Source organism: Pseudarthrobacter arbutini, assembly GCF_054510915.1.
Genome location: NZ_JBTNDQ010000018.1, coordinates 13596 through 36837, shown reverse-complemented (window position 1 = coordinate 36837; position 23242 = coordinate 13596). Strand labels below are relative to the sequence as shown.

At 65.8% G+C, this 23242-nt stretch carries 22 protein-coding genes; 11 read left to right on the top strand and 11 right to left on the bottom strand.

All coding sequences use genetic code 11. From position 1 onward, the window contains the following. Positions 1 to 209 precede the first annotated feature (209 nt). From ACX80V_RS18510 to ACX80V_RS18495, 4 genes are read left to right on the top strand one after another with little or no spacing between them, the layout of a single operon-like run. Positions 210 to 1886 (top strand): pyridoxal phosphate-dependent decarboxylase family protein, encoded by a 1677-nt coding sequence (locus tag ACX80V_RS18510; protein ID WP_485844443.1) that lies wholly within the window; start codon positions 210 to 212, stop codon positions 1884 to 1886. Continuing rightward, the gene (locus ACX80V_RS18505) at positions 1883 to 3298 is read left to right on the top strand and encodes a lysine N(6)-hydroxylase/L-ornithine N(5)-oxygenase family protein (RefSeq protein ID WP_485844386.1); all 1416 of its coding nucleotides are present in this window, start codon (positions 1883 to 1885) and stop codon (positions 3296 to 3298) included. Before ACX80V_RS18510 ends, ACX80V_RS18505 begins: the two co-directional genes overlap by 4 nt. After that, positions 3295 to 3888, top strand: coding sequence for a GNAT family N-acetyltransferase (locus ACX80V_RS18500; RefSeq protein ID WP_485844385.1), 594 nt, complete (start codon positions 3295 to 3297; stop codon positions 3886 to 3888). Before ACX80V_RS18505 ends, ACX80V_RS18500 begins: the two co-directional genes overlap by 4 nt. Beyond that, positions 3885 to 5759 carry an IucA/IucC family protein gene (locus tag ACX80V_RS18495; protein ID WP_485844384.1) on the top strand — a complete coding sequence of 625 codons (1875 nt, stop codon included), beginning with the start codon at positions 3885 to 3887 and terminating at the stop codon, positions 5757 to 5759. The genes ACX80V_RS18500 and ACX80V_RS18495 overlap by 4 nt, the downstream gene beginning before the upstream one ends. Before the next feature lie 145 nt (positions 5760 to 5904). Here the strand turns inward: ACX80V_RS18495 and ACX80V_RS18490 are convergent, their stop codons facing one another. Both ACX80V_RS18490 and ACX80V_RS18485 read right to left on the bottom strand, forming a co-directional pair. Then, entirely contained in the window at positions 5905 to 7152 is a 1248-nt protein-coding gene (locus ACX80V_RS18490; RefSeq protein WP_485844383.1) for an RNA polymerase sigma factor, read from the bottom strand. A 21-nt stretch (positions 7153 to 7173) separates the two neighbouring features. Further along, on the bottom strand, positions 7174 to 7593 hold the full coding sequence (locus ACX80V_RS18485) for a YciI family protein (RefSeq protein ID WP_485844382.1): 420 nt from the start codon (positions 7591 to 7593) through the stop codon (positions 7174 to 7176). Between the two features lie 207 nt (positions 7594 to 7800). On the opposite strand from ACX80V_RS18485, the gene ACX80V_RS18480 reads away from it, so the two are divergent. After that, positions 7801 to 8157, top strand: a complete 357-nt coding sequence (locus ACX80V_RS18480; protein ID WP_485844381.1) for a VOC family protein — start codon at positions 7801 to 7803, stop codon at positions 8155 to 8157. A gap of 18 nt (positions 8158 to 8175) precedes the next feature. After that, entirely contained in the window at positions 8176 to 8943 is a 768-nt protein-coding gene (locus ACX80V_RS18475) for an SDR family NAD(P)-dependent oxidoreductase (protein ID WP_485844380.1), read from the top strand. Here ACX80V_RS18475 and ACX80V_RS18470 read toward each other — a convergent pair. Together ACX80V_RS18470 and ACX80V_RS18465 are read right to left on the bottom strand one after the other, a co-directional pair. Then, positions 8909 to 9988, bottom strand: a complete 1080-nt coding sequence (locus ACX80V_RS18470; protein WP_485844379.1) for an FUSC family protein — start codon at positions 9986 to 9988, stop codon at positions 8909 to 8911. The genes ACX80V_RS18475 and ACX80V_RS18470 overlap by 35 nt on opposite strands. Before the next feature lie 237 nt (positions 9989 to 10225). Next, positions 10226 to 11824 carry an MFS transporter gene (locus ACX80V_RS18465; protein WP_485844378.1) on the bottom strand — a complete coding sequence of 533 codons (1599 nt, stop codon included), beginning with the start codon at positions 11822 to 11824 and terminating at the stop codon, positions 10226 to 10228. 491 nt (positions 11825 to 12315) lie between these two features. Here ACX80V_RS18465 and ACX80V_RS18460 point away from each other — a divergent pair, with 491 nt between their 5' ends. Both ACX80V_RS18460 and ACX80V_RS18455 read left to right on the top strand, forming a co-directional pair. Continuing rightward, positions 12316 to 12528: a hypothetical protein gene (locus ACX80V_RS18460; RefSeq protein ID WP_056347939.1), complete on the top strand. Its 213-nt coding sequence runs from the start codon at positions 12316 to 12318 to the stop codon at positions 12526 to 12528. Between the two features lie 71 nt (positions 12529 to 12599). Further along, positions 12600 to 12860, top strand: a complete 261-nt coding sequence (locus ACX80V_RS18455; protein WP_485844377.1) for a hypothetical protein — start codon at positions 12600 to 12602, stop codon at positions 12858 to 12860. Between the two features lie 127 nt (positions 12861 to 12987). On the opposite strand, the gene ACX80V_RS18450 is transcribed toward ACX80V_RS18455, so the two are convergent. Further along, complete coding sequence (locus ACX80V_RS18450) at positions 12988 to 15510, bottom strand: ATP-dependent DNA ligase (protein WP_485844376.1); 2523 nt, start codon at positions 15508 to 15510, stop codon at positions 12988 to 12990. Positions 15511 to 15550: 40 nt separating this feature from the next. Between ACX80V_RS18450 and ku the strand changes: the two genes are divergently transcribed. Continuing rightward, positions 15551 to 16567, top strand: coding sequence for a non-homologous end joining protein Ku (ku, locus tag ACX80V_RS18445; RefSeq protein WP_485844375.1), 1017 nt, complete (start codon positions 15551 to 15553; stop codon positions 16565 to 16567). A gap of 72 nt (positions 16568 to 16639) precedes the next feature. On the opposite strand, the gene ACX80V_RS18440 is transcribed toward ku, so the two are convergent. Next, entirely contained in the window at positions 16640 to 16906 is a 267-nt protein-coding gene (locus ACX80V_RS18440) for a DUF7218 family protein (RefSeq protein ID WP_485844374.1), read from the bottom strand. A gap of 263 nt (positions 16907 to 17169) precedes the next feature. Between ACX80V_RS18440 and ACX80V_RS18435 the strand changes: the two genes are divergently transcribed. Both ACX80V_RS18435 and ACX80V_RS18430 read left to right on the top strand, forming a co-directional pair. Further along, positions 17170 to 18015, top strand: coding sequence for a class I SAM-dependent methyltransferase (locus ACX80V_RS18435; protein ID WP_485844373.1), 846 nt, complete (start codon positions 17170 to 17172; stop codon positions 18013 to 18015). Next, entirely contained in the window at positions 18015 to 18446 is a 432-nt protein-coding gene (locus ACX80V_RS18430) for an SRPBCC domain-containing protein (RefSeq protein ID WP_485844372.1), read from the top strand. The genes ACX80V_RS18435 and ACX80V_RS18430 overlap by 1 nt, the downstream gene beginning before the upstream one ends. Before the next feature lie 72 nt (positions 18447 to 18518). On the opposite strand, the gene ACX80V_RS18425 is transcribed toward ACX80V_RS18430, so the two are convergent. From ACX80V_RS18425 to ACX80V_RS18405, 5 genes are all read right to left on the bottom strand, one after another. Then, positions 18519 to 18797, bottom strand: coding sequence for an HPr family phosphocarrier protein (locus ACX80V_RS18425; RefSeq protein WP_485844371.1), 279 nt, complete (start codon positions 18795 to 18797; stop codon positions 18519 to 18521). 66 nt (positions 18798 to 18863) lie between these two features. After that, the gene (locus ACX80V_RS18420; protein ID WP_485844370.1) at positions 18864 to 20921 is read right to left on the bottom strand and encodes a PTS fructose transporter subunit IIABC; all 2058 of its coding nucleotides are present in this window, start codon (positions 20919 to 20921) and stop codon (positions 18864 to 18866) included. Between the two features lie 2 nt (positions 20922 to 20923). After that, a complete protein-coding gene (locus ACX80V_RS18415; RefSeq protein ID WP_485844369.1) occupies positions 20924 to 21919 on the bottom strand; it encodes a 1-phosphofructokinase family hexose kinase in 996 nt (331 codons plus the stop codon). Continuing rightward, positions 21916 to 22719, bottom strand: a complete 804-nt coding sequence (locus tag ACX80V_RS18410) for a DeoR/GlpR family DNA-binding transcription regulator (RefSeq protein WP_485844368.1) — start codon at positions 22717 to 22719, stop codon at positions 21916 to 21918. The genes ACX80V_RS18415 and ACX80V_RS18410 overlap by 4 nt, the downstream gene beginning before the upstream one ends. Positions 22720 to 22946: 227 nt before the next feature. After that, a complete protein-coding gene (locus ACX80V_RS18405; RefSeq protein WP_485844367.1) occupies positions 22947 to 23204 on the bottom strand; it encodes a DUF6458 family protein in 258 nt (85 codons plus the stop codon). Positions 23205 to 23242 lie beyond the last annotated feature (38 nt).

Below are 23242 nucleotides of genomic sequence, written 5' to 3'. Positions count from 1 at the left end.
GCGCGGAGTATTTTGCACCCGATTCGCGATCGGGGCCAGTCAATGACGCGCCCGCGACCTGAAGAACGCCCGTATTCCCGCGGCTTAAGATAAATAAGTCACTAAAGTTTGACGAAAAGGTTCACCTAAGTAAGGCTTACCTTGCTAAAGACAACCCCAACGTCGAACTAAGGATGACCACTGTGCCGCTGCTGCCCCGTGTTGATGAGATGTACGTGGATGAAAATCGGGTGGGCGAAGCCCTGCCCGGGCAGGATTTCGGCTCCCGCGTGGAGCTGGCCCTCGCTGCCACCAACCATCTGTTCAACACTAGGAACTCCACCCGGTACGTGGCGCAGGTGCTGCAAGGCGTCAACGCCGTGGCCACCAAAATCGACCGCACCACCCGGCCCTTTACCGGCGTCGGGCCCGCCGAAATGAAGGCGCGCATCGGCGCCGTTGACCTGGACCAGCCGCTCCCGGACACCGCCGCGGCCCTGGAGGAGCTGGAGACCGTCTACCTCCGGGACGCCATCTACTTCCACGATGCGAAGTACGCGGCACACCTGAACTGCCCGGTGGTGATCCCGGCGCTGGTAGGGGAGGCCATCCTGTCCGCGGTGAACTCCTCGATGGACACCTGGGACCAGAGCGCCGGGGCCACCATGATCGAGCGCCGGCTCATCGACTGGACCGCCGAACGGCTGCAGCTGGGGGCTGAAGCCGACGGCGTGTTCACCTCCGGAGGCAGCCAGTCCAACCTGCAGGCGCTGCTGATCGCACGCAACCACGCCGTTGCCGGGCTGCGGCAGGAGCCGTCCAACGCCGGACTCCGGCTGCCCTCACTGCTGGAAAAGCTCCGGATTTTCACGTCAGCAGACAGCCACTTCAGCATCCAGAAGTCCGCGTCCATGCTGGGCATGGGCTTCGACGCCGTCATCTCCGTCCCATGCGCCGCGGACCACAAGATGGACCCGGCCGCGCTCGCCGAGGCCATGGCGGAAACCCACGACGCCGGGCTGGTGCCGATGGCGGTTGTGGCCACCGCCGGGACCACCGATTTCGGTGCGGTGGACCCGCTCGCGGACCTCGCCGCCCTGGCCCGCGCCTACGGTGCCTGGTTCCACGTTGATGCGGCTTACGGCGGCGGGCTGATGGTTTCCGGCCGCTACCGCCACCTGCTGGACGGGACCCGCCTGGCAGACTCCGTCACCGTGGACTTCCACAAAACGTTCTTCCAGCCCGTCAGCTCCAGCGCCCTGCTGGTCCGCGACCGCGCCATGCTCCAGCACGTCACGTACTACGCGGACTACCTGAACCCGGAAAGCGCCGCCTTGGCCGAGATCCCCAACCAGGTGGACAAGAGCATCCAGACCACCCGGCGCTTTGACGCGCTCAAGCTGTGGCTGACCCTGCGCATCATGGGCGCGGATGCCATTGGCGCTCTGTTTGATGAAGCGATCGATCTCGCCGCCCGGGTGGGATCAGTGCTGGCGGCCGACAACGACTTTGAGCTCGCCGCCGCTCCGCAGCTCAGCACACTGGTCTTCCGGTACCGGCCCCGTGTGCCCGGAACTGCTGCTGCCCTTGCCGGCGCCGGTTTTGCCGATGTCGGCCTCACCGACGCCGGTTTTGCCGATGTCGGCCTCACCGGCGCTCACGGCCGGCTTTCCGAGGATGCGGCCGACACGCTCAATCCGGCCATCCGCGCAGCGGTTTTCGCGTCCGGGCAGGCCGTCGTGGCCGGCACCAAGGTGGCCGGCAGGCACTATCTGAAGTTCACGCTCCTCAACGCCGAAGCAACCCTTGAGGACATCAGCGAGATCATCGAGCTGCTGCGCAGCACCGGCGTGCAGTTGCTGGCCAGCGACAGTGCCAGCGCCAGCACCAGCGAGGTGTCCGCATGAGCACCTCCACCGAACCGCGCATTTTCGACTTCGCCGGCATCGGCGTCGGGCCCTTCAACCTCGGCCTCGCCGCCCTCAGTGAACCGGTGGACGGGCTGGATGGCGTCTTCCTGGAGCAACGGGAATCCTTCGACTGGCACCCTGGCATGATGCTGGAGCCGGCCCACCTCCAGGTGCCGTTCATGGCGGATCTGGTGACGCTGGCCGATCCCACCTCGCCGTATTCGTTCCTGAATTTCCTCAAGCAGACCGGCCGCCTCTACCGCTTCTATATCCGCGAAAACTTCTATCCGCTGCGCGCGGAGTACAACCAGTACTGTCAGTGGGTGGCCGGTCAGCTGCGGTCCGTCCGTTTTAGCACGGCTGTGCTGGATATAACCTACGACGCCGGCGTGTACCGCCTTTCGGTGGAAGGTCCGGACGGGCCTGAGGTGCTGCTGGCGCGGCGGCTCGTGCTGGGCACTGGAACGTCGCCATACGTGCCGGCGTCCTGTGACGGAATAGTCGAGGCGGCTGCGAACGGCGGCGGGGGACTCGTCCTCCACAACGCCGACTACCTGTCGCGGAAGAGTGAGCTGCAGGCCAAGCGCAGCATCACCATCGTCGGCAGCGGCCAGAGCGCCGCGGAAATCTACTACGAGCTCCTGCAGGACATGGACACCTACGGTTACCAGCTGAACTGGGTCACCCGGTCCGGGCGGTTCTTCCCGCTGGAGTACACCAAGCTCACCCTGGAGATGACCTCGCCGGAGTACGTGGACTACTTCCATGGGCTGCCGCAGGACCAGCGCGACGGACTCATCAAGAGCCAGAAGAACCTGTACAAAGGCATCAACTCCGAGCTGATCGACGCCATCTACGACCTCCTGTACACGAAGAGCCTCTCCGGCATGGTGGACACCCAGCTCCTGACCCATTCGTCGCTCACCGGCGGCGCTTGGGATCAGGCCACCGGTTCCCACACGCTGCAGCTCCGGCACGAGGAGCAGGGCTCGGACTATGTGCTGGACAGCGAAGCCGTGGTCCTGGCCACCGGTTACACCTACCGGGAGCCGGACTTCCTGGCGGGCATCCAGGACCGGATTGCCAGGGACTCCGCCGGCCGGTTCGCCGTGGCGCGCAACTACAGCACCGGCGTCGAACCCGGCGAACTTTTCGTCCAGAACGCCGAGCTGCACACCCACGGCTTTGTCACCCCGGACCTCGGCATGGCCGCCTACCGCAACTCGTGCATCCTGCGTGAGATCACCGGCCGCGAGGTCTATCCCGTGGAGCGCAGCATCGCGTTCCAGCAGTTCGGCGCGCCGAATAGTGTTCCGACTGCTGCCGGCCCGGTCTCCGCTTCAGTCTCCGGTCCGGCCGGACGCAGCGCCGAGCCGGCTCCCACCCAGACCGTGGAGGTGTCCGCATGAGCTTCACGTTCCGCTGTGTTGACGCCGCTGCCGATGCACCACTCCTCCACAGCTGGGTCACCCAGCCGTACGCGTCGTTCTGGGGGATGCTGTCCTCCACAGTTGACGGCGTTGTGGAGGAATACTCGAAAATCCAGGCAACGGGGCATCACCACGCCTTGCTGGGGATCAACGACGACGGCGTCCCCGCCTTCCTGACGGAGGAATACCTGCCAGCCGCCTCGCCGCTGGCCGCGATTTATGCCGTGCAGGAGGGCGACATCGGCATGCACCTGCTGGTGGCGCCGCCGTCGGGAGATCCCCAACCGGGGTACACGGCCGCGGTGATGGATGCCGTGCTGGAGCGGTTGTTCGAAAAACCGGGCGTGGAACGCGTGGTGGTTGAACCAGACGCCAGGAACTCCAAGATCCATGTGCTCAACGAGCGGCTGGGCTTCCAGCCGGCGGGGGTTGTCACCCTGCCGGACAAGGAAGCGCTGCTCAGCTTCTGCACACGCCAGGACTACCTCGCCGCCCGCGCAGCGCTGGGCCACCCTCGAGTCCATTCCCATGACCTTTCCACCCCGATCCTCCAGGGAGCATCACTGTGACCATCATCGAGCTGGACCCCGCCGTCGTCGAAATACCGGACAGCACCGCCAACACCGTTCCCCACCTCGCACCCGAACGCTGGGCGGCGGCCAACCGCCACCTGGTCCGCAAGGCGCTTGCAGAATTCCTGCACGAACGCATCCTGGAGCCGCAGCGCCTGGGCTCCGGCAGGGGTGCCACGGGTCCGGACGAGCCCGCGGTGTACGTGGTCCGCAGCGACGACGGCCTCACGGCGTACTCGTTCACGGCCCGCGTGCTTGAGCTGGAGCACTGGTCGGTGGACGCCGCTTCCATCCACTGCACACGCAGCGGCGAGGATGCGGCCCCGGACGCCCTGCGTTTCATCACCGAGTTCAGGGGCGCTCTGGGCATCCGCGAGGAGATGCTCCCGGTCTACCTTGAAGAGATCAGCAGCACCCTGGCCGGCCACTCCTACAAGCAGTGGCTGGGACAGCCGTCCGCCGAGGAACTCGCGGCAGGAGTCACCGGCGGCACGGACCCCGCCGCCGACTTCCAGGCCATCGAACGCAGCATGACGGAGGGCCACCCGTGTTTCGTGGCCAACAACGGCAGGCTGGGGTTCGGCATCAGTGACTACCGGGCGTTCGCGCCGGAGACCGGAGCCCCCGTCCGCCTGGAATGGATCGGGGTCCACCGCAGCAAGGCTGTCTTCACCGCCAGCGCCGGACTGGACTACCGCGCCCACCTGGAGGCCGAGCTCGGCGCCGCCGCGCTGCAGTCCTTTGACACCGAATTCACCGCCCAGGGTGTGGACCCCGCCCAGTACTTCCTGATGCCGGTGCATCCGTGGCAGTGGGAGAACAAGCTCACTGTCACGTTCGCTGCCGAAATCGCCCACCAGCACATCATCCATCTGGGGACCGGCGCAGACAGTTACCAGGCCCAGCAGTCCATCCGCACGTTCTTCAACACGGCCGCGCCCGCCAAGAGCTACGTCAAGACGGCGATGTCCGTACTGAACATGGGCTTTATGCGGGGACTCTCGCCGCAGTACATGAAGGCAACCCCCGCCATCAACGACTGGCTGCAGGACCTGATCAGGTCAGACGAAGCCCTGCAGAAACGCGGACTGGCCATGATCAGCGAAATCGCTGCCATCGGCTACCACAACGGCTACTACGAGGCCGCGTCCGCCAAGGGCTCGCCGTACCGGAAGATGCTGTCCGCGCTGTGGAGGGAAAGTCCGCTCCCGCTGCTGGAGGACGGCCAGCAGCTTGCCACCATGGCGTCCCTGCTGCACGTCGATTCGACCGGCAAACCGATGGTGTCTGCCCTGATTGAGCGCTCCGGACTGGAGCCTTCCGAATGGCTGCGCCGCTACTTCGAGGCCTACCTCGTCCCGTTGGTCCACTGCCTCTACCGGTACGAACTCGCCTTTATGCCGCATGGCGAGAACGTGATCCTCGTGCTGGATAACGGTGTGCCCGTCCGTGCGGTGATGAAGGACATCGCCGAGGAAATCGTGGTGATGGGGCGCCGGCTGGACCTGCCCGAGGAGGTATCGAGGATCCAGGTTGATATCCCTGACGGCGAAAAGGTGCTGGCCATCTTTACGGATGTCTTCGACTGCATCTTCCGCTTCCTCGGTGCCCTGCTGGTGGAGGACGGGAAACTCGGCGAGGAGGAGTTCTGGGGTACGGCCGCGCGGGTCATCCAGGACTACCAGGCTGAACACCCGGAGCTGGCGGACCAGTTCGCCCGCCACGACCTGTTCGCCCCTGACTTTGAACTGTCGTGCCTGAACCGGCTGCAGCTGCGGAACAACCAGCAGATGCTTGACCTCACGGACCCGTCCGGCGGGTTGCAGATGGCCGGCCGGCTCGCCAACCCGCTCGCCAGGTTCGCGTAGCGTCGTCGAGGTGGCAGTTCGTGGCAGTTCGTGGCAGTTCGCGGCAGTTGCCGCCCAACACTGCTGTGAAGTGCCACCTCGGCGGGGAGGGCGGGGGCTTAAGTGTCCGTTCGCGCTCGGTGCTGGACCGCGGCCCACCCCCGGGTCAGCTGAGCTCGTCCACCTTGCGCTGCAGCACCGCGCGCTCGGCGGCGTTCCCGCACAGCGCCACGGCCTGCAGGAGTGCGGACCGTGCGTCGTCACGCCTGCCGAGCCGGGTGAGCATCTCGCCACGGACCGCGGGAAGAAGGTGCGAGCCCGCCAGTTCACCGCGTGCAGCGATCGCCTCCACCAGCTCCAGTCCGTCCGCCGGGCCGGAGGCCATCGCGACGGCGACCGCACGGTTGAGTTCGACGACGGGGGACGGGGCCAGCCGGCCGAGGGCTTCGTAGAGGATGACGATCCGCTGCCAGTCCGTCTCGGCAACCGAATGAGCCACCGCGTGGCACTCAGCGATGGAAGCCTGGAGACCGTACGCACCCAACCCGCGTCCGGATCCCGCGGCCCGCGCCAGCGCCGCACGTCCGCGCCGGACCGCGGACTGGTCCCACCGCCGTCGGTCCTGGTCTTCCAGAAGCACCGGGCGGCCCGACGCGTCGAGCCGGGCCGGGAACCGCGCAGCGGTGAGTTCCATCAGCGCAATCAGCCCGAACACCTCGGGCTCCGGCGAGATCCGCACCAGCACCCGGGCAAGGCGGCGGGCTTCGCCGGCCAGGTCCGTGCGGATCCACTCCGCGCCGCCCGAGGCAAACGAGCCCTCCGTGAAGATCAGGTAGATGACGTTGAGCACCGAGCCGAGCCGTTCAGCCCGCTCGTGCGGCTCAGGCACCGCGAAAGGCACCTGCGCGGCGGCCAGCGTCTTCTTGGCACGGGTGATGCGTGCCTGGATCGTCGCCACCGGGACCAGGAAAGCCTTGGCAATCTCGTCGCTGCCCAGGCCGCCCACTACGCGCAGCGTCAACGCGATCCGGGCTTCCTTGGCCAGCACCGGATGGCAGGAGATGAACATCAGGGCGAGCACGTCGTCGTCGATCGCATCGGGGTCGAACAAGGCGTCCGCTCCTGGCTCCTCCGCCGCGAGGTCGCTGGCCAGCAGGGCGTACTTTTCGTCCCGCGCCGCCCGCCGGCGGAACGTATCAATCGCACGACGGCGGCCTGTGGTGAGCAGCCAGCCGGCGGGTTCGGCGGGTACCCCGTTGACTGACCAGGAGACGAGTGCCTCGGCGAGTGCCTCCTGGGCGAGATCCTCGGCCAGCGGGAAGTCGCCTGTATAGCGGGCCAGGGCGCCGACGATGCGGGCAGACTCCATCCGCCACACCGCCTCGACGGCGCCCCGCGCCTCAGCACCACTCACCGTCGGGTCAGCGCTACCCGGTCACAGCTGCCCGGTCTGCTCGCGCCAGGCGCGTTCCTTCTGGATCCATTCGTTGTCCTGCGGGAACTCGTCGATGGTGGGCACGCGGCGGATTTCGGTCTTGCGGCCGGCCGTGAGCGGCGCCCGCTTCGCCCACTCGATGGCTTCCTGCTTCGACGCCACATCGAGGATGTAGAAGCCGCCGAACAGTTCCTTGGTTTCTCCGTAGGGGCCGTCGGTGACCACCGGTGTTTCGCCGGTGAAGTCGACCACAACGCCCTCCTTCGGATCCTCCAGGCCCTCGGCCGCCAGCAGGATGCCGGCGTGGATCAGTTCGTCATTGAACTTGCCCATGGCGTTCATCGCCTCGTCGAAGTCGACGTCCGTGAACTTCGCGAGGGACTCTTCGGTTTCCCGCATAATCAACATGTACTTGGCCATCACGTACTCCTTGGTTTGTGGAAGGTCGCCCTTCGACCTTCTCATCCATAGGTCGAACGGCGCGAGACCGGATCGACACAAACCCAGGACTTTTTCCAAACTCTGAACGGCAGGCTGGCTCTGGACCGGGGTGCCGGGCAGGTCTAGGGTGGGGTCGTCCGATGGACCGCACTCGACCCACCTGACCCCACGAGACAAGGAGAAGCCATGGCCGGCGAACCAGCGTTCTTTGAAATCGGCGTCGAAGATCCCGAACGGGGCCGGGCGTTCTACGGCGCGCTCTTCGGCTGGGACTTCAGGCCCGGACCGTCCGACGAGGGCGGGTCCATAATCGGCACCACCGGCATCCCCGGCGGGCTGCACGGCGGCGACAAGGGCGCGGTGCCTTACCTGTTCTTCCGGGTGGACGACATGGACGCCGCCCTGGCCCGTGTGCGTGAACTTGGCGGCTCGACGGAAAGCGCGGAACTGGGCGACGAGGACCGGGCGGAGTACGGAAGATTCAAGCTCTGCAAGGACGATCAGGGCTCGACCTTCGGCCTGCACCAGCCGCCGGCTCCGTAACACGGCTAGTCTGGGCGCATGGAGACACCCACCACCGCGCTCGTAACAGGGGCAACCGCAGGGCTGGGAGCGGAGTTCGCCCGCCAGCTCGCGCAGGAAGGCCACCACATGGTGCTGGTGGCTCGCGACGCCGCCCGGCTCCAGCAGATCGCTGACGAACTCGAGCGTGATTACAGCGTTTCCACTGAGGTGCTGCCCGCCGACCTGACGGACGACGCCGGCGTGGCCGCCGTCGTCGGGCGCCTCACGGACGCTGCACGGCCGGTTGAAGTCCTGGTGAACAATGCGGGGATCGGGCTGCTGCATTCGTTCGAAAAAAATTCCCTGGAGGACGAGAAAAGGCACCTTCGCCTGCACGTGCAGACCCCCATGGAGCTCTGCCATGCTGCCCTGCAGGGGATGCTGGAGCGGCGCTCCGGCCGGATCATCAACGTGGCCAGCGTGTCGGCTTTCGCCAACCGCGGCAGCTACTCGGCTGCGAAAGGCTGGCAGGTCATCTTCAGCCGCTGGGCCAACCTGGCCTACGGACCGAGAGGCGTGCACGTCACGGCGCTGTGCCCCGGATTCACGCACACCGAATTCCACGACCGCATGGGCGTGGACAAGTCGGTCGCCCCGCGCTGGCTGTGGCTGCGGGCGGACGAGGTGGTCCGGGACGGCCTGGCTGACAACGCCCGCGGGAAGGGCGTTTCGATCCCCACCAAACGCTACAAACTGGTCGCCGCCATTTCGCGCGTGCTGCCGGCGCGGTTTACCTCCGGGCCGCCGCGGCGTCCGAAGCAGTAGCCCTCCGCGGCGCACGGACGGCCACCACTACGGCGATACCGATCACGGCGCCCACAAAGGTCTCCACCGCGCGTTCGGTGACCAGCAAGCCCGGGTCCACGGGCGCGGCAAGCTGCGTCATGAGCAGGATCACCGGCGTGAAGAAGACCATGGACCAGCCGTAGTGCCGCGCCATGAAGAGTTCGGTGGGGAACTGGAATGCGATCACCAGCAGCGCCAGCACGGCGGCGGTGTGGCCGGGGAAATACTGCAGCGGGGACAATGGCCCCGGGAAAAGTACGACGGCGACCAGTGCCAAACCGACGAACGTCCCCACGATGCGGTGGATCCCGCGGTGGACGCGGCTGGGCAGGTCGGCCCCCGCGAGCGGGACGGCGGCCGCGGCCATGGCCCAGTGCGGGTGGCCGCTGCCGCTCAGGACGCCGCAGGTTCCGGCGGCACCGACGGCCAGGACATAGCGGGCGGCGTGCACCAGCGCGGCCTGCCGGAGTTCACCGCTGAGACGCGGAGCATCCCGCACGGCACCCGCCTCCCAGGCCCGGACGCGCAGCCAGCCGGCGAAGCCCACCAGGATCGAGAACGCGGCCGAGGCCGCACCGATCAGCACAGCCGTCAGGAACGGCACGCTCGTCGGGACCGAGGCGCAGGCGCCCAGGGCCAGGATGCCGAAGAACGGTCCGTTCGGTTTGAGCCGCACCTTGTCGGAGAACAGGGAACCGGCGCCGGCCAGCACGGCCTCAACCAGCACCAGCCACCAGGAGTGGAGGTGGTTGACGGACAGGAACACGCCCACCGTGATGCCGCTGACCAGGACCACTGCAGCCTGCGCCTGATGCTTGAGGCGAAGCTGGTGCGATTCCGAGCGTCCATACATGGCGGTCAGGGCACCGAATACCGCGTACATGGTCAGCTCGGGACGGCCGATGGCCAGGAGTACCAACGAGGGCACTGCCACGCTGAGGGCAACCCGAACGGCCGAGAGCCGGTCGTTGTTTGCCGGGCCCAGGGCGTGCAGCGTGCGGGCATGGGCCATGACTCTGCGCACAGCCAACACCACCTATCAATCAAGCCCTTGTTCGAAAATTAGCAGAACCCCGGAATGGCCACCATTAGCTGGGTCACAGGGCGTCGCGTGGGCACGGCCGGAAGGGCGGCGCCGGGCACGGCTAAGGCCCGCCCTGCGTGCTTCCCCCAAGGAAAGCGCGCGGGACGGGCCTTTGAGCGCGGGCTACAAGACGGCCCGGTCAGGCCGGTTTGTTGTTGCGGTGCTTAACTGTGGTGCCTAGACTCCGGCCGGAACCTTGGAAGCCGCGGCATCGGTGACGTCCTGGGATTCGAACGGCATGTCGGCCAGGTCGATCAGCGGGTTCTCGTCCTGGGTGGCCACGAGTTCCTTGGCCTCTGCCTGGGTGTCCACGCTGGGCATGGAGCCGGGCAGCGGACGCTTGGCTGATTCCTTCAGGAAGTAGATGGCCACAGCCCCGATGGCTGAGGTCGCCATGAGGTAGTAGGCCGGCATCATGTCATCGCCGGTCGCCGTGATCAGCGCGGCCACGATGAACGGCGTGGTGCCGCCGAAGATGGCAACTGCGAAGTTGTAGGCGATACCCATGGCGCTGTACCTGTTGGCTGTCGGGAACTGTGCGGGCAATGCCGAGGCGAGGTTCGCAACATAGAACGTCACTGGGAACGCGATCAGCGAGAGGCCTGCCAGCGTGGACCAGACGTCACCGACGCCGATCAGCAGGAACGCCGGCGTAGCCAGCACCACGGTGCTGATGGCGCCGATCCAGAGGACCGGCCGGCGGCCGATGCGGTCGGACAGCTTGCCCGTCAGCGGGATGCACAAGGCCATGATGACCAGCACGGGGATGGTCAGCAGTGTCCCGTGGACGGGATCGTAGCCCTTGGACTCCGTGAGGTACGTCGGCATGTAGGACGTCAAGGCGTACCCGGCGGTGTTGGCAGCGGCCACAAGGATCATGGCCACGATGAGCGAGCGCCAATAGGCCTTGACGATTCCGACCGGACTCTTGGCGGCGTCCACGTCAGCTGCTGCGGCGGCCTGCCCGATGGATTCCTGGGCATCCAGGGTGGCCTGGAACTGAGGGGATTCCTCGATCTTGTTCCGGAAGTAGATGGCGATGAGGCCCAGCGGGCCGGCAATGAGGAAGGGTATGCGCCAGCCCCATTCCTCCATGGCTGTCTGGCCAAGGGTCAGCTGCAGGACAGAAACCAGCGCCGCACCCAGGGCAAAGCCGAGGTAGCTGCCCATGTCCAGGAAGCTTGCAAAGAATCCACGGCGCTTATCCGGGGCGTATTCGCTCACGAACGTGGTGGCGCCTGCGTATTCACCGCCGGTTGAGAAGCCCTGTACAAGCTTCAGGATTACCAGCAGCGCAGCGGCCCAGATGCCGATCTGGGCGTATCCGGGCAACAGCCCGACGGCGAACGTACTGGCAGCCATAATCATCAGTGTTGCGGCGAGTACTTTTTGCCGCCCGATCTTGTCGCCGAGCCAGCCGAACACAACACCGCCGAGTGGACGGGCAATGAAGGTGGCAGCGAACGTTCCAAGCAGGAACAGCGTCTGGACGGACTTGTCGGCCTCGGGAAGGAAGACAGGTCCCATGGTGGTGATCAGGTAGCCGAATACGCCGACGTCGAACCACTCCATGGTGTTACCCACGATGGTTCCGCCGAGCGCTTTTTTCAGCATGGGCTGGTTTACAACGTTCACGTCGGACTCTTTGAGCCTGCGGCGTGCAAGGATCTTCGGTTTACGCGCACTTGGGAGTGCGTTATTTGGTGCTGCTTCGTTGGGTCGGCTGGCGTTGTTCACGCCTGCTGAAGAGTCGGTCGTGCTTCGGTCTGTGGGCATTTGGGCGACTCCTATGGAGGTCATTTGCTTGCGACTTGTAGCTGCCCCGCTCTGGGCAGGCTTTCAATTTTACGCGGATTCCATGGCAAATGAGAGTTTTATACCGTAAAGTGCCTTCCTTAGAGAGGGTTTCCACCGGTTTTCAGGGATTTCTTTTGGCTGCTCTCGCCCCGTCATCATTGGGATTCGGACGGTTCGCCGCCATCGTTACCGAATCTTTTTGTTCACGACCCATTTTTTGTGCCATTTTTCCCCTGATTCGCGCGGAAAAGTGACGGCCGCCACGGCCGTTCGGGCACCAGTTCCGGCCGCCACCCGGCCCCATGTACGGGCCGGAAACCGGGGGTTCACAACCGAGCCTGAAACTGCCTATTGTTGATTCATGGGAACACTGATTTTTGAGTAGGCGGACGCCTGCGGCTTGGTACCACCGGCCCCGTCCGTGCTGATCTCGTCAGACACACTGATTCTCCTCAGAAAGGTTCCACCAAATGACTGAAAACAACACTCCCAGCCAGCCCGAATCCGCGCAGGACGACGCCGAAGCCAAGGGCATCCGGGCCGGGCTGACCGAAGCGCAGCGGGCCATGCTGGCCAGCAAATCCAGGGGCGGCGACTCCGGGCTGCAGAGCGTCGGCAAGAACCACAAGCCCACGCATGTCAGCGGCAAGCAGGGCCCGGCAGAGAAGAAGGTCCGCTGGTAAATCCAGCGCCAGGACAGCACGCCAGACCTACTATTGGTAACCACTTCATTTCATTGCGGAAGGAAGAAAAAATGGCTGAAAAACATGCTGGAACAAAGATCGAACCGGAGGTCGCGGACCATCTCGCGGCAGCCATGGACACCCCGTCCATGCCGGACCCGGCCACCATTGCGGTGACTACGGCGATGGCCGGCGAACGCCACTGGCCGGACGGAAACGGCAAACGCCGGCACCCCAAAGAGCAGGGTGCAGGCCACGGCCGCGTGGGCCAGGAAGCTGCAGTGACTGCCGTGCACCGTACCGGACGCCCGCAGATGCCGCACTCGTCCTAGGAACACCCTCGCTGACGACGCGCATCTGACCTGACAACACGCAAAAGGCCTGGCGACACCTGAATTCGGGTGTCGCCAGGCCTTTTGCGTGTCCCGGGAAAATTTGCGCGTCGCCACCGCAGCGTCATTAGCCCTCCGGCACCACTTCGTCGGCGTTCTTGTCCAGCCGCCAGCCCCGCCACACCGGATGCCTGAGCTTCCCGCTCCCGGTCCACTGGCCGAAGGTCACCTCGCCGACCAGCCGTGGCGTCACCCAATGGGCGTCCGAGGCATCCTCGCGGGGAACGTCGTCGAACGGTGACGTCTTGCGCGCCAGATCGTCCACCTTCTGCCGGAGTTCCTCCAGTTCGCGCATGCTGAACCCGCTGCCCACCCGGCCCACGTACCGCAGCTTGTTGCCGTCGGGGATGCCCACCAGCAGCGAACCCACCGAACCTTGCCGCCCGCCCTTGCCTGGCCGCCAGCCGCCCACCACCACTTCCTGGGTTTGTTCCAGCTTGATCTTGATCCACGTCCGGGTCCGCTGCCCGCTGACGTAGCGGCTGTCGGTCCGCTTGGCCATTACGCCCTCGAGGCCCAGTTCCTGCGCGCTCTCCAGGATGTGTTCGATCTTCTCGTCCAGGACGGCGGACAGCTCCACGGGACACTCCGACGGGTGATGGAACTCCTCCAGCCGTTGCCGCCGCTTCGCGAAAGGCAGCCGGCGAAGGTCCCCGCCGGCGTCGGACAGCAGGTCAAAAAGCATCAGCCGGACAGGGATTGCTGCGCGGGCTTTGGCGACGTCGGCGGGCCGGGTCAGTTTCATGCGGCCCTGGAGCAGCCCGAAATCGGGTCTGCCGGAAGGCCCGACGGCGATAATCTCGCCGTCGGCGACGAACGGGCCCGCCGGCCAGCAGGTCCGGTCCGTCAGTTCGGGGTAGGTTGTGGTGACGTCGATGCCGTTTCGGCTGAAGATCCGGATTTTCTTTTCGTCCGCGACCAGCAGGCCACGCACGCCGTCCCACTTCAGCTCGAACTGCCAGTCGCTGCCGTGAAGGTCGGCGGCGGTCCCGGACGTTGCCATCATGGGACCGAAATCTTCAGCACGCAGTGGGGAAGGCGCGGCCGCGGCCGGGGAAACGTCCGCGGCAGGCTCAGTCCCGGAAGCATCCGCCGCGTCCTCCTCCGGCTCACCCTCCGCCGGTTCATCCTCCGCCGGAGCCCGCCGCGGATGGAAGGTGTGGTGGTCCTTGTCCATCAGGTGGATGAGCCATTGCCCTTCGGCGTCACTGCCCTGCCCGCGGCCGGTGTGGATGAGGGCGAACTTCTTGGTGCCGCCCAGGCCGCCGCCCTCGGCGCCGGTCAGCGTGGCGATGACCTCCCGTCCGTTGATCCATTTCTCCAGTTCATACGTGCCGTGGTCCCAGATAGTGACTTCGCCGGCGCCGTACTGGCCTCTGGGAATGGTGCCCTCAAACGTGGCGTAGTCCAAAGGGTGGTCCTCGGTCTGGACGGCCAGGTGGTTCTTCCCGCCGGATTCCGGGACGCCCTTCGGCAGGGCCCACGACACCAGCACCCCCTCGTGCTCCAGCCGGAAGTCGAAGTGGAGCCTGCTCGCGTGGTGCTCCTGGATCACGAAAGTATCCCCATTTCCGGAGGCGCCGGAGAACGGCTCAGGCGTCGCGTCAGGGTCCCGCATCGACCGGTACCGCTCCAGTCGGGCGTGCGCGCCGCCGTCGTCCGTCTTCGCACTGGGGTTCCCGGCGTCCCCAGGGTGCCCGGCACCGCTGGCGACGGCGGCGAACGGATCCTTGCCCGCCTTGACCCGGCGCAGCACGGCTTTGTAGTCGAGGTGCTCGAGCTTGGGAGACCCGATCTCCTGCCAGGTCCGCGGGGCGGCCACCGTGGGCGTGAGGCGGCCGCGCAGTGAGTACGGCACGATGGTGGTCTTTGCGGCGCTGTTCTGGCTCCAGTCGACCAGCACCTTGCCTTTGCGCAGCGTCTTTTTCATGTCGCTCACGGCAAGATCCGGGTGGTCCGCTTCAAGCGCCCGGGCCAGTTCGTGCGCAAAGTCCGAGATCTGGTCGGAGGTCTGCGTGCCATCCAGGCCCGCGTAGAGGTGGATGCCCTTGCTGCCGCTGGTCACCGGCACCGGCTCCAGGCCCACGTCCTGCAGGATGGTCCGTGCCAGCCTGGCAACCTCGGCGCATTCCTCCAGTCCGGCACCGTCGCCGGGATCGAGGTCCAGGACCAGGCGGTCCGGGTTCAGCTGCTTGCCGTGGGAGTCCACCTGCCACTGGGGGACATGGATTTCCAGCGAATTGATCTGGCCGAACCAGGTGAGCGTGGCGGGATCGTTCACCATCGGGTAGTAGATGGTCCGGTCCTTGTGCGTGATGGCGGCGCGGGGGAGCCAGCCCGGCGCTGAATCCTCCAGGTTCTTCTGGAAAAACACCTCGCCGGGATGCCTGGCGGTGCCCACGCCGTTGACCCATCGCTTGCGGGTGGCGGGCCGGTTGGCCGCGGCGGGAATCAGAACATGGGCCACGGCGGCGTAATAGGCCAGGACATCGGCCTTGGTGGTGCCGGTCTCCGGGTAGATGATTTTGTCCAGGTTGGTGAGTGTCAGTTCCCGCCCCGCGACCCTGACGCGCTCTTTAGGGCCGGCCATGGGTCTTCACCTCCGGCCCCGCGTGATGTTCACTTGAGGGATGAGAGCCATCTGGAAAGGTGCCATCGCGTTTGGCCTGGTCAACGTGCCCGTAAAGGTCTACAGCGCCACCGAGGACCACGACATCAGCCTCCACCAGGTCCACAATGCCGACGGCGGCCGGATCCGGTACCAGCGACGCTGTGAGGTGTGCAGCAAAATCATCGACTATTCGGACATCGACAAGGCGTTTGAGGACGAGGGCCGGACGGTGGTCCTGTCCAAGGATGAGCTCAAATCCATCCCGGCGGAGAACAGCCACGAGATCGAGGTGGTCCAGTTTGTCCCGTCGGAGCAGCTGGAACCGATGATGTTCGAGAAGAGCTACTACCTCGAGCCGGATTCCAAGTCGCCCAAGGCCTACGTCCTGCTGCGCCGGGCGCTCGAGGATACGGACCGTGTGGCCATCGTCCAGTTCGCCCTGCGCGAGAAGACACGGCTGGGGGCGCTGCGCATCAAGGACGAGGTGCTGGTGCTGCAGTCCCTGCTGTGGCCCGACGAGGTCCGGGAGGCCAGCTTCCCTGCGCTGGACACGTCCATCCGGATTTCCGCCCAGGAACGCGAAATGTCCGCCGCCCTCGTGGAGTCTATGGCCGCTGATTTTGAACCCGAGCACTTCACCGATGACTACCAGGTGCAGCTCCGGAAGCTCATCGAGGCCAAGCTGGAGAAGGGCGATTCGCTCGATACCGACGAAACGTTCGGCGCGGAGGCGGGTGAGGGCGGCAACGGTGAGGTCATCGACCTGATGGAGGCGCTGAAGCGCAGCCTGGAGCGGAAGCGCGGCGGCGGGAAGCCTGCCGCCTCTGAGGATGCGGACGCTGAGGACGCGGCCTCCGGGGACGCGGACGACGCCGGCACAGGAGGCGGGAAGGCTCCCGCCAAAGCCGGTGCCAAGACTGCGGGGACGAGGACAACGAGTGCCAAGACGGCTGCTGCGAAGTCCTCCGAAACCAAAACCGCCGCCGCGAAGCCTGCGGCGAAGGCCACCACCACGCGGGCGCGAAAGGGTGCTTGAGGCCGTCCGCGCAAAACCGGACCGGGAATGCGTAGGCCGCGAACACGCTGTGTTGGTGGGGATGGCAGCCGCCTAGGAGTTCCGCAGGGCGGAGATAAGCTCGCTCTTCTTTTTGGCTGAGTAGCCGCTGAGGCCGATTTCCTTGGCTTTGGCCTTGAGCTGGGGAACCGTCCAATCTTCGTAGTCGCCGGCTTTGCCGCCTTTGCGTCCCACCGCGGAGCGGCCCTTCTTGGCGGCCGCGTTGGAGATTCGGGCGGCCTTCTGCTTGGACGCGCCGTCCTCGCGCAGTTCCTCGTAGAGTTCAGGATCTTTCAGGCTCGGGTTCTTCTTGCCGGGCATATCGTCCTCCTCCTTCGCCGGGACCGGGAAATCCTGGACGCCGTAGCGCCGTAATGGCTGGTCAGGCTTCCACGCTAATTCCGGGGTTGTGGAAACACAAGGAAACCTAAGTTTGCTTGCTTTCGCGCCGAGCCCATAGCTCCAGACGCTTTACAGCCCGCCCCACTGCGGCCACAATGGGTCGCATTACAGCCCTGTGCAGCAGCGAGCTGTCATTCGAAGCCTGTCAAGGGAAAAGCCTGTCAAAGAAGAGGGGTGCCACCATGAATGACAAAGCGGACGTAGACGAGGCAGACCGGGCATTGAAGCAAAAGCACCGGGCCATGTGGGCCTCGGGGGATTACCCGGCGCTGGCCAGTGAGATGCTCCTGGATCTCGGAGCCATCCTGGTGGATGCGTGCGGAGTCAAAGCTAAGCAGCGTGTTCTGGACGTCGCTACGGGTTCCGGCAACGCGGCCATTCCCGCTGCCATGATGGGTGCCCAGGTGATTGCCAGTGATCTGACTCCGGAACTGTTCGACGCCGGGCGGCACCAGGCAGCAGACCGCGGCGTCGGGCTTGAATGGGTGGAAGGTGACGCCGAGGCGCTGCCGTTCGAGGACGATTCATTTGACGTGGTCACGTCCTGCCTGGGCGTGATGTTCGCTCCGCACCATCAGGCCGGCGCGGACGAAATTGTGCGGGTGTGCAAACCCGGTGGCACCATCGGCCTGCTCAGCTGGACGCCCGAAGGGTTCATCGGAAGGATGTTTGCCACCATGAAGCCGTTCGCGCCGCCGCCCCCGCCCGGAGCCCAGCCGCCCCCGCTGTGGGGCAGCGAAGACCACGTGCGGGAACTCTTCGGCGACAGGATCACCGATATCCAGGCGAAAAAGCGCACGCTGGCCATCCGCAGTTTCCACCAGCCGGAGGACTTCCTGCGGTACTTCAAGTCCCACTACGGCCCGACCATCTCGGTCTACAAGTTCATCGGCGACGACCAGGACAAGGCACAGGCCCTGGACAAAGCCCTCACTGAACTGGCCGATTCGTTTGGCGAGGCCCACGGTGATGCCGTATGGCAAATGGAGTGGGAATATCTGCTGTTGACCGCCAAAGAGGCCCGGTAGTGCCCGTGAACCTCGTAGCCATATCCACCATCACCATTGATGCTCCGGCGGACCGCATCTGGAAGGTCATCACCGATCCGGCCGCCGTGAAGGAATTTATGTTCGGCGCGGACCTGGAGACGGATTGGACGGAGGGTAGCCCCATCGCGTGGCGCGGCGAGTGGGAAGGCAAACCCTACGAAGATAAGGGCAAGATCCTCGAGGTAGATCCCGGCCGCAAGCTGGTCCACACGCACTTCAGTCCGCTGGGCGGCGAAGAGGACAAACCGGAAAATTACCACACGCTCACCTGGACCCTCGAGGACCAGGACGGTGCAACAACGCTCACGCTCTCACAGGACAACAACGCCAACGAAGACGCGGCGGAGCACTCCAAGGGCATGTGGGACATGCTCGTGGCGGACGTCAAGAAGATCGCGGAACGCGCTTAAGAACCAGCGGCCGCCGTCGTACCTTCCCCAAAGAGGGGACAGGCGCGACGGCGGCCGCCGGCGTTAAGCTGTCTACTTGGCGTCGTGATCCGTTTCCAGGATCTGGACCAGACGCGCCAGGGCGTCATCCGCGCCGGTACCTTCGGCGCGGAGCACCACAACGTCGCCGTGGGCGGCACCCAGGCTCATGAGGGACAGGATGCTCGCGGCGTCCATTGCCTCATCGACCGGCTCGCCCTGGCGGGCGATGGTGATGTCCAGGTCGAACTCGCCGGCGGCCTCGGCAAAGATGGCGGCGGGGCGGGCGTGCAGGCCTACGCGGCTGGCGACGGTTGCGGTGCGTTCTGACATTGTTGCTCCTTTGTCTTTCGGCGCCTGTTGGTTCAGCACCGTGAATCGTTTTTTGGTAAGGCTGGGTCAGACCGTTGCGGGAACGGACTCCACGGTAGCAGCGGGCTTGGCGGCGGCCCAGCGTTTGAGGGCGATGACTGCCAGCGCGCTGACCACGGTTCCGGCCAGGATGGCGACGACGAACATCACCAGGTTGCCGATGGCGAAGAATACGAAGATACCGCCGTGGGGTGCCTGCGAGGTGACGCCGGTGGCCATGCAGAGAGCGCCGGTGAGGGCGCCGCCCACCATGCTGGCGGGGATGACGCGCAGCGGATCGGCCGCGGCGAACGGGATGGCACCCTCGGAGATGAAGGACGCGCCCAGCAGCCAGGCGGCCTTGCCGTTTTCGCGCTCAGCCAGGCTGAAGAGCTTCTTGTCCAGCGTGGTGGCCAGGGCCATTGCCAACGGCGGAACCATGCCGGCAGCCATCACGGTCGCCATGATCTGCCACGGTGCCTGGTTGGTGGCGCTGCCGGCGCTCAGACCGGCAACAGCAAACGCGTACGCAACCTTGTTGACAGGGCCGCCGAGGTCAAAGCACATCATGAGGCCAAGGATGATTCCGAGGACAACGGCTGAGGCGCCGGTCATGCCCGAGAGCCAGCCGTTGAGCGCTGCCGTAAGACCGGCGATGGGACCGCCGAGGACCAGGAACATCAGGCCGGACGCAAAGATGGAGGCCAGCAGCGGGATGATCACCACAGGCATCAGGCCACGGAGCCACCGCGGAACCTGCCAGGTCCCGATCAAGTGGGCCATGTAGCCCGCCAGCAGGCCGCCGACGATGCCGCCGAGGAAGCCTGCACCCATGAACCCCGCTACGGCGCCGGCAACAAAACCGGGCGCAATGCCCGGACGGTCGGCAATCGCGTAGGCGATGTAGCCGGCCAGGGCGGGCACCAGGAAGCCCATGGACAGGGCGCCGATCTTGAACATGACCGCGCCGAGGTAGATCGCGAGTCCGCCCTCGGGCAGGTTGCCGAAGTTGTTCTCCACCACCACCTTGTCAGCGACGCCCGTGATGTCGTAACCGCCCAGCAGGAAGCCCAGGGCGATCAGCAGACCGCCACCGGCCACAAACGGAATCATGTAGCTGACACCGGTGAGCAACGCTTTCTTCAGCTTCTGGCCGATGTGCTCGCCCTTTTCGGTGGCCTCGTTCTCAGCCTGTTCCTCCGCACCGAAGTGGGGGACGCGGCGCGCATTCGGATTGTCAGCGGCAGCGAGAGCCTCCTGGACCATCTTGGCGGGCTCGTCGATGCCGCGCTTGACGGGCGCATTGATGACGGGCTTGCCGGCAAAGCGCTCCTTGCCGCGGACGTCCACGTCCACCGCGAAAATCACGGCGTCAGCGGCGGCAATGACGGCCGGGTCCAGCGGCTTGGCGCCGGAGGAACCCTGGGTTTCCACCTGCAGGTCCACACCCATTTCCTGGGCAGCGGCAACCAGTGAATCGGCCGCCATGTACGTGTGGGCGATGCCTGTGGGGCACGCGGTCACAGCCACCAGTCGCTTCGGCCGGGCTGCAGACCCACTGGCGGCAGCAGCGGCGCCGGCCCCGGCAGCAGCGGCGCCAGCTGCAGTCGCATCGACAGATGCAGCAGACGCAGCAGCCGCGTGGGCTGCCGGCTTGTCCGCCAAAGCGCCGTCCACGAGTTCCACGATTTCCTCGCGGGAAGACGCCGCACGTAGCGCGGCAGTGAAGTCCTTTTTGATCAGGGACCGGGCCAGCTTGGACAGCAGCTTCAGGTGCTCCTGGTCCGCGCCTTCGGGGGCGGCGATGAAGAAGATCAGGTCCGCCGGGCCGTCCTTGGCGCCGAAGTCCACCTTGGGGTTAAGTCGGGCCATGGCCAGTGTGGGTTCGAGGACTGCGGCTGAGCGGCAGTGCGGGATGGCAATGCCGCCGGGGATGCCGGTCGCTGTCTTCTGTTCGCGGGCGAAGGCGTCGGCGAAGAGGCCTTCAACTTCTGACGCGCGGCCGGTGGCAGCAACTTTGCTGGCCAGGTGCCGGATCACGTCCTCGGGCGAGGTGCCCAGGTTCTGGTCGAGCTCGACCAGTTCGGTGGTGATGAGCTGAGTCACTGTCAATCCTTTCGAAGGGCCGTGATGGTTACGGCTTCCGGGGTGGTTTGGTGGACTGCCGGAACAGTGGAACCCGGCAGTGAAGCGGCGGCGGCACCATGTGCCACAGCCTGACGGAGGCAATCGGCCGGGGCGGCGCCCTGGCCGTGGGCGAGCAGATAGCCAGCCAGCGACGAATCGCCCGCGCCGACAGTACTGACCGCGGCGACCGGCGGATGCGTGGCCAGCCACGCGCCGTCGGCCGTTACCAGGACAGCTCCCTTGGATCCGAGAGTTGCCAGCACAGCACCCACACCGGAACGCACGACGGCGGCGGCGGCCGCTGCGGCGGCCTCCGGATCCGCTTCCAGTTCGTCTGCGGTGGACGCCGTGGCGAACCCGGCTGCAGCAGCCAGTTCCGCCAGTTCCTCGGCGTTGGGTTTGAGGAGGTCCGGTTTCCCGGACACACCGTCCGCCGAAGCATCAGCTACGGCGGCGACGAGCGGGGCGCCGGACGAATCGACGGCGATCAGCGGGGCGCCGCCGTTGGCTGCCGCCCGCAACCGCCGCGTGACGGCGGCGTAGAAGTCGGCCGGGAATCCGGGAGGCAGGGAACCTGCCAGGACCACCCAGCTGGCGCCGCGGGCGCGCTCGAGGAGTAGCTTGATCAGGGCTTCCTGCTCGTCCTCGCTCAGCACCGGTCCGGGCTCGTTGATCTTGGTGGTCACGCCGCCCGGCTCGGTGAGCGCCACGTTGGTGCGCAGCGGCTCGTCGATGGGGAGGGCCGCGAACGGCACGCCATCGTGGCGCAGCCCGGCGAGCACGGGATCAGCGTCGGCGCCCGGGAGCACCGCAATGGTCTCCAGGCCGGAGGCGACCAGAGCGCGGGAGACGTTAACACCCTTGCCACCGGATTCCTGGCTGACGGAGACGGCACGCTGGACCTCGCCGCGCTCCAGGGGGCCGGGCAGGGCCACCGTGCGGTCAAGGCTGGGGTTCGCCGTGAAGGTGACGATCATGCGATCACCACGTCGACGCCGGCCTCGGTCAGGGCTGCCGCCAGTTCGGGGCTGGGCTCGCTGTCTGTAATCAAGGTGTCCAGATCTTTCAGGGAGGCGAACTGGACCAGGGTTTCTGCGTCCAGCTTGGAGGAATCGGCCAGCACCACGATGCGGCGGGCCGAATGGACGAAGGCCGCCTTGACGGCGGCTTCTTCAGGATCGGGCGTGCTGAGGCCAAAGGTGGGGTGGATGCCATTGGTGCCGATGAAGGCGATGTCCGGGCGCATCCGCTGCGCGGCCTCCACTGTTGACTGCCCCACGGCGGCCTGGGTGAGGCCGCGCACCCGGCCGCCGAGGATCTGCAGGGCGATGCCGGAAGCGCTGGACAGCTTCGCTGCAATGGGAACGGCGTGCGTGATGACCACCAGTTCGGGCCGGGGTTCCGCTGCGGAAGGCTCGACGGCGGCGCGCCGGGAGAGGAGGTCGGCCAGCGCTTCGGTGGTGGAACCGGCGTCGAGCAGGATGCTGCCGGACTTTGCCTGGGGGATCAGGGCCAGGGCCGCCTGCGCGATGCGCATCTTCTGGTCCGGACGCTGGATGGTCCGTTCGTTGATGCTTTCCTCGGTGGTGCTGAAGCGGTCGGCCGCCACTGCTCCGCCGTGGACCCGGCGCACGGTGCCGGTGGTTTCGAGGGTGGCGAGGTCGCGGCGGACGGTTTCGGTGGTGATGCGGAAGCGGTCCGCCAGCATGGTCACACTGACCCGGCCGGTGCCGGCGACTAGCTCGGCAATCTTCTGCTGGCGCTCCTCGGCGAACACGTACCCTCCATTGCGTAAAGTGCTGAATCCCAGCGGCTGCGAACTTCAGTGACTGGCATCACATGATGTTGAATTACTTGACTTTATCTTCGCTTATGTTGGTTTGTCAATGGAAACCCACATGAAACAAAGCCTGCCGGCCGGTCTTATGAGTAGGGCGGTCCGCAGGACGAAAAAGCCGGGCCGGACCTGTGTGGTCCGGCCCGGCGTCCGGGTGGTTGTGGAGCTTAGACGCCGCCGTCGCGGCTTTCGTTGCGGGTGATGCGCTCGCCGGTGTTGGGATCAACCACCGAACGGGTTTCGCTGACCCGGCGGCTGCGGCCCGGTGAGGCCAGGAAGAGGGAGGCGATCAGCCCGATAACACCAACGGCCATCAGGATGTAGCCCACCATGACCTGGTCTATGAAGGGGATGAGTCCCGGGGCGACGGCCCAGGCCAGGATGGCGCCGAGTGCAATAAGGAAGATGGAGGAACCGATTCTCATGACTTGCTCCTTGTTGTCCGCTGATCTTGGAGGGCGGT

Bases quoted from the DNA above. Each gene is read 5' to 3' on its own strand.
- ACX80V_RS18505 (WP_485844386.1), top strand. From the start codon at position 1,883: ATGAGCACCTCCACCGAACCGCGCATTTTCGACTTCGCCGGCATCGGC.
- ACX80V_RS18455 (WP_485844377.1), top strand. From the start codon at position 12,600: ATGGCTGAAAAACATGCTGGAACAAAGATCGAACCGGAGGTCGCGGAC.
- ACX80V_RS18425 (WP_485844371.1), bottom strand. From the start codon at position 18,797: ATGTCAGAACGCACCGCAACCGTCGCCAGCCGCGTAGGCCTGCACGCC.
- ACX80V_RS18475 (WP_485844380.1), top strand. From the start codon at position 8,176: ATGGAGACACCCACCACCGCGCTCGTAACAGGGGCAACCGCAGGGCTG.
- ku (WP_485844375.1), top strand. From the start codon at position 15,551: ATGAGAGCCATCTGGAAAGGTGCCATCGCGTTTGGCCTGGTCAACGTG.
- ACX80V_RS18460 (WP_056347939.1), top strand. From the start codon at position 12,316: ATGACTGAAAACAACACTCCCAGCCAGCCCGAATCCGCGCAGGACGAC.
- ACX80V_RS18510 (WP_485844443.1), top strand. From the start codon at position 210: ATGTACGTGGATGAAAATCGGGTGGGCGAAGCCCTGCCCGGGCAGGAT.
- ACX80V_RS18450 (WP_485844376.1), bottom strand. From the start codon at position 15,510: ATGGCCGGCCCTAAAGAGCGCGTCAGGGTCGCGGGGCGGGAACTGACA.
- ACX80V_RS18465 (WP_485844378.1), bottom strand. From the start codon at position 11,824: ATGCCCACAGACCGAAGCACGACCGACTCTTCAGCAGGCGTGAACAAC.
- ACX80V_RS18500 (WP_485844385.1), top strand. From the start codon at position 3,295: ATGAGCTTCACGTTCCGCTGTGTTGACGCCGCTGCCGATGCACCACTC.
- ACX80V_RS18435 (WP_485844373.1), top strand. From the start codon at position 17,170: ATGAATGACAAAGCGGACGTAGACGAGGCAGACCGGGCATTGAAGCAA.
- ACX80V_RS18480 (WP_485844381.1), top strand. From the start codon at position 7,801: ATGGCCGGCGAACCAGCGTTCTTTGAAATCGGCGTCGAAGATCCCGAA.
- ACX80V_RS18415 (WP_485844369.1), bottom strand. From the start codon at position 21,919: ATGATCGTCACCTTCACGGCGAACCCCAGCCTTGACCGCACGGTGGCC.
- ACX80V_RS18405 (WP_485844367.1), bottom strand. From the start codon at position 23,204: ATGAGAATCGGTTCCTCCATCTTCCTTATTGCACTCGGCGCCATCCTG.
- ACX80V_RS18440 (WP_485844374.1), bottom strand. From the start codon at position 16,906: ATGCCCGGCAAGAAGAACCCGAGCCTGAAAGATCCTGAACTCTACGAG.
- ACX80V_RS18485 (WP_485844382.1), bottom strand. From the start codon at position 7,593: ATGGCCAAGTACATGTTGATTATGCGGGAAACCGAAGAGTCCCTCGCG.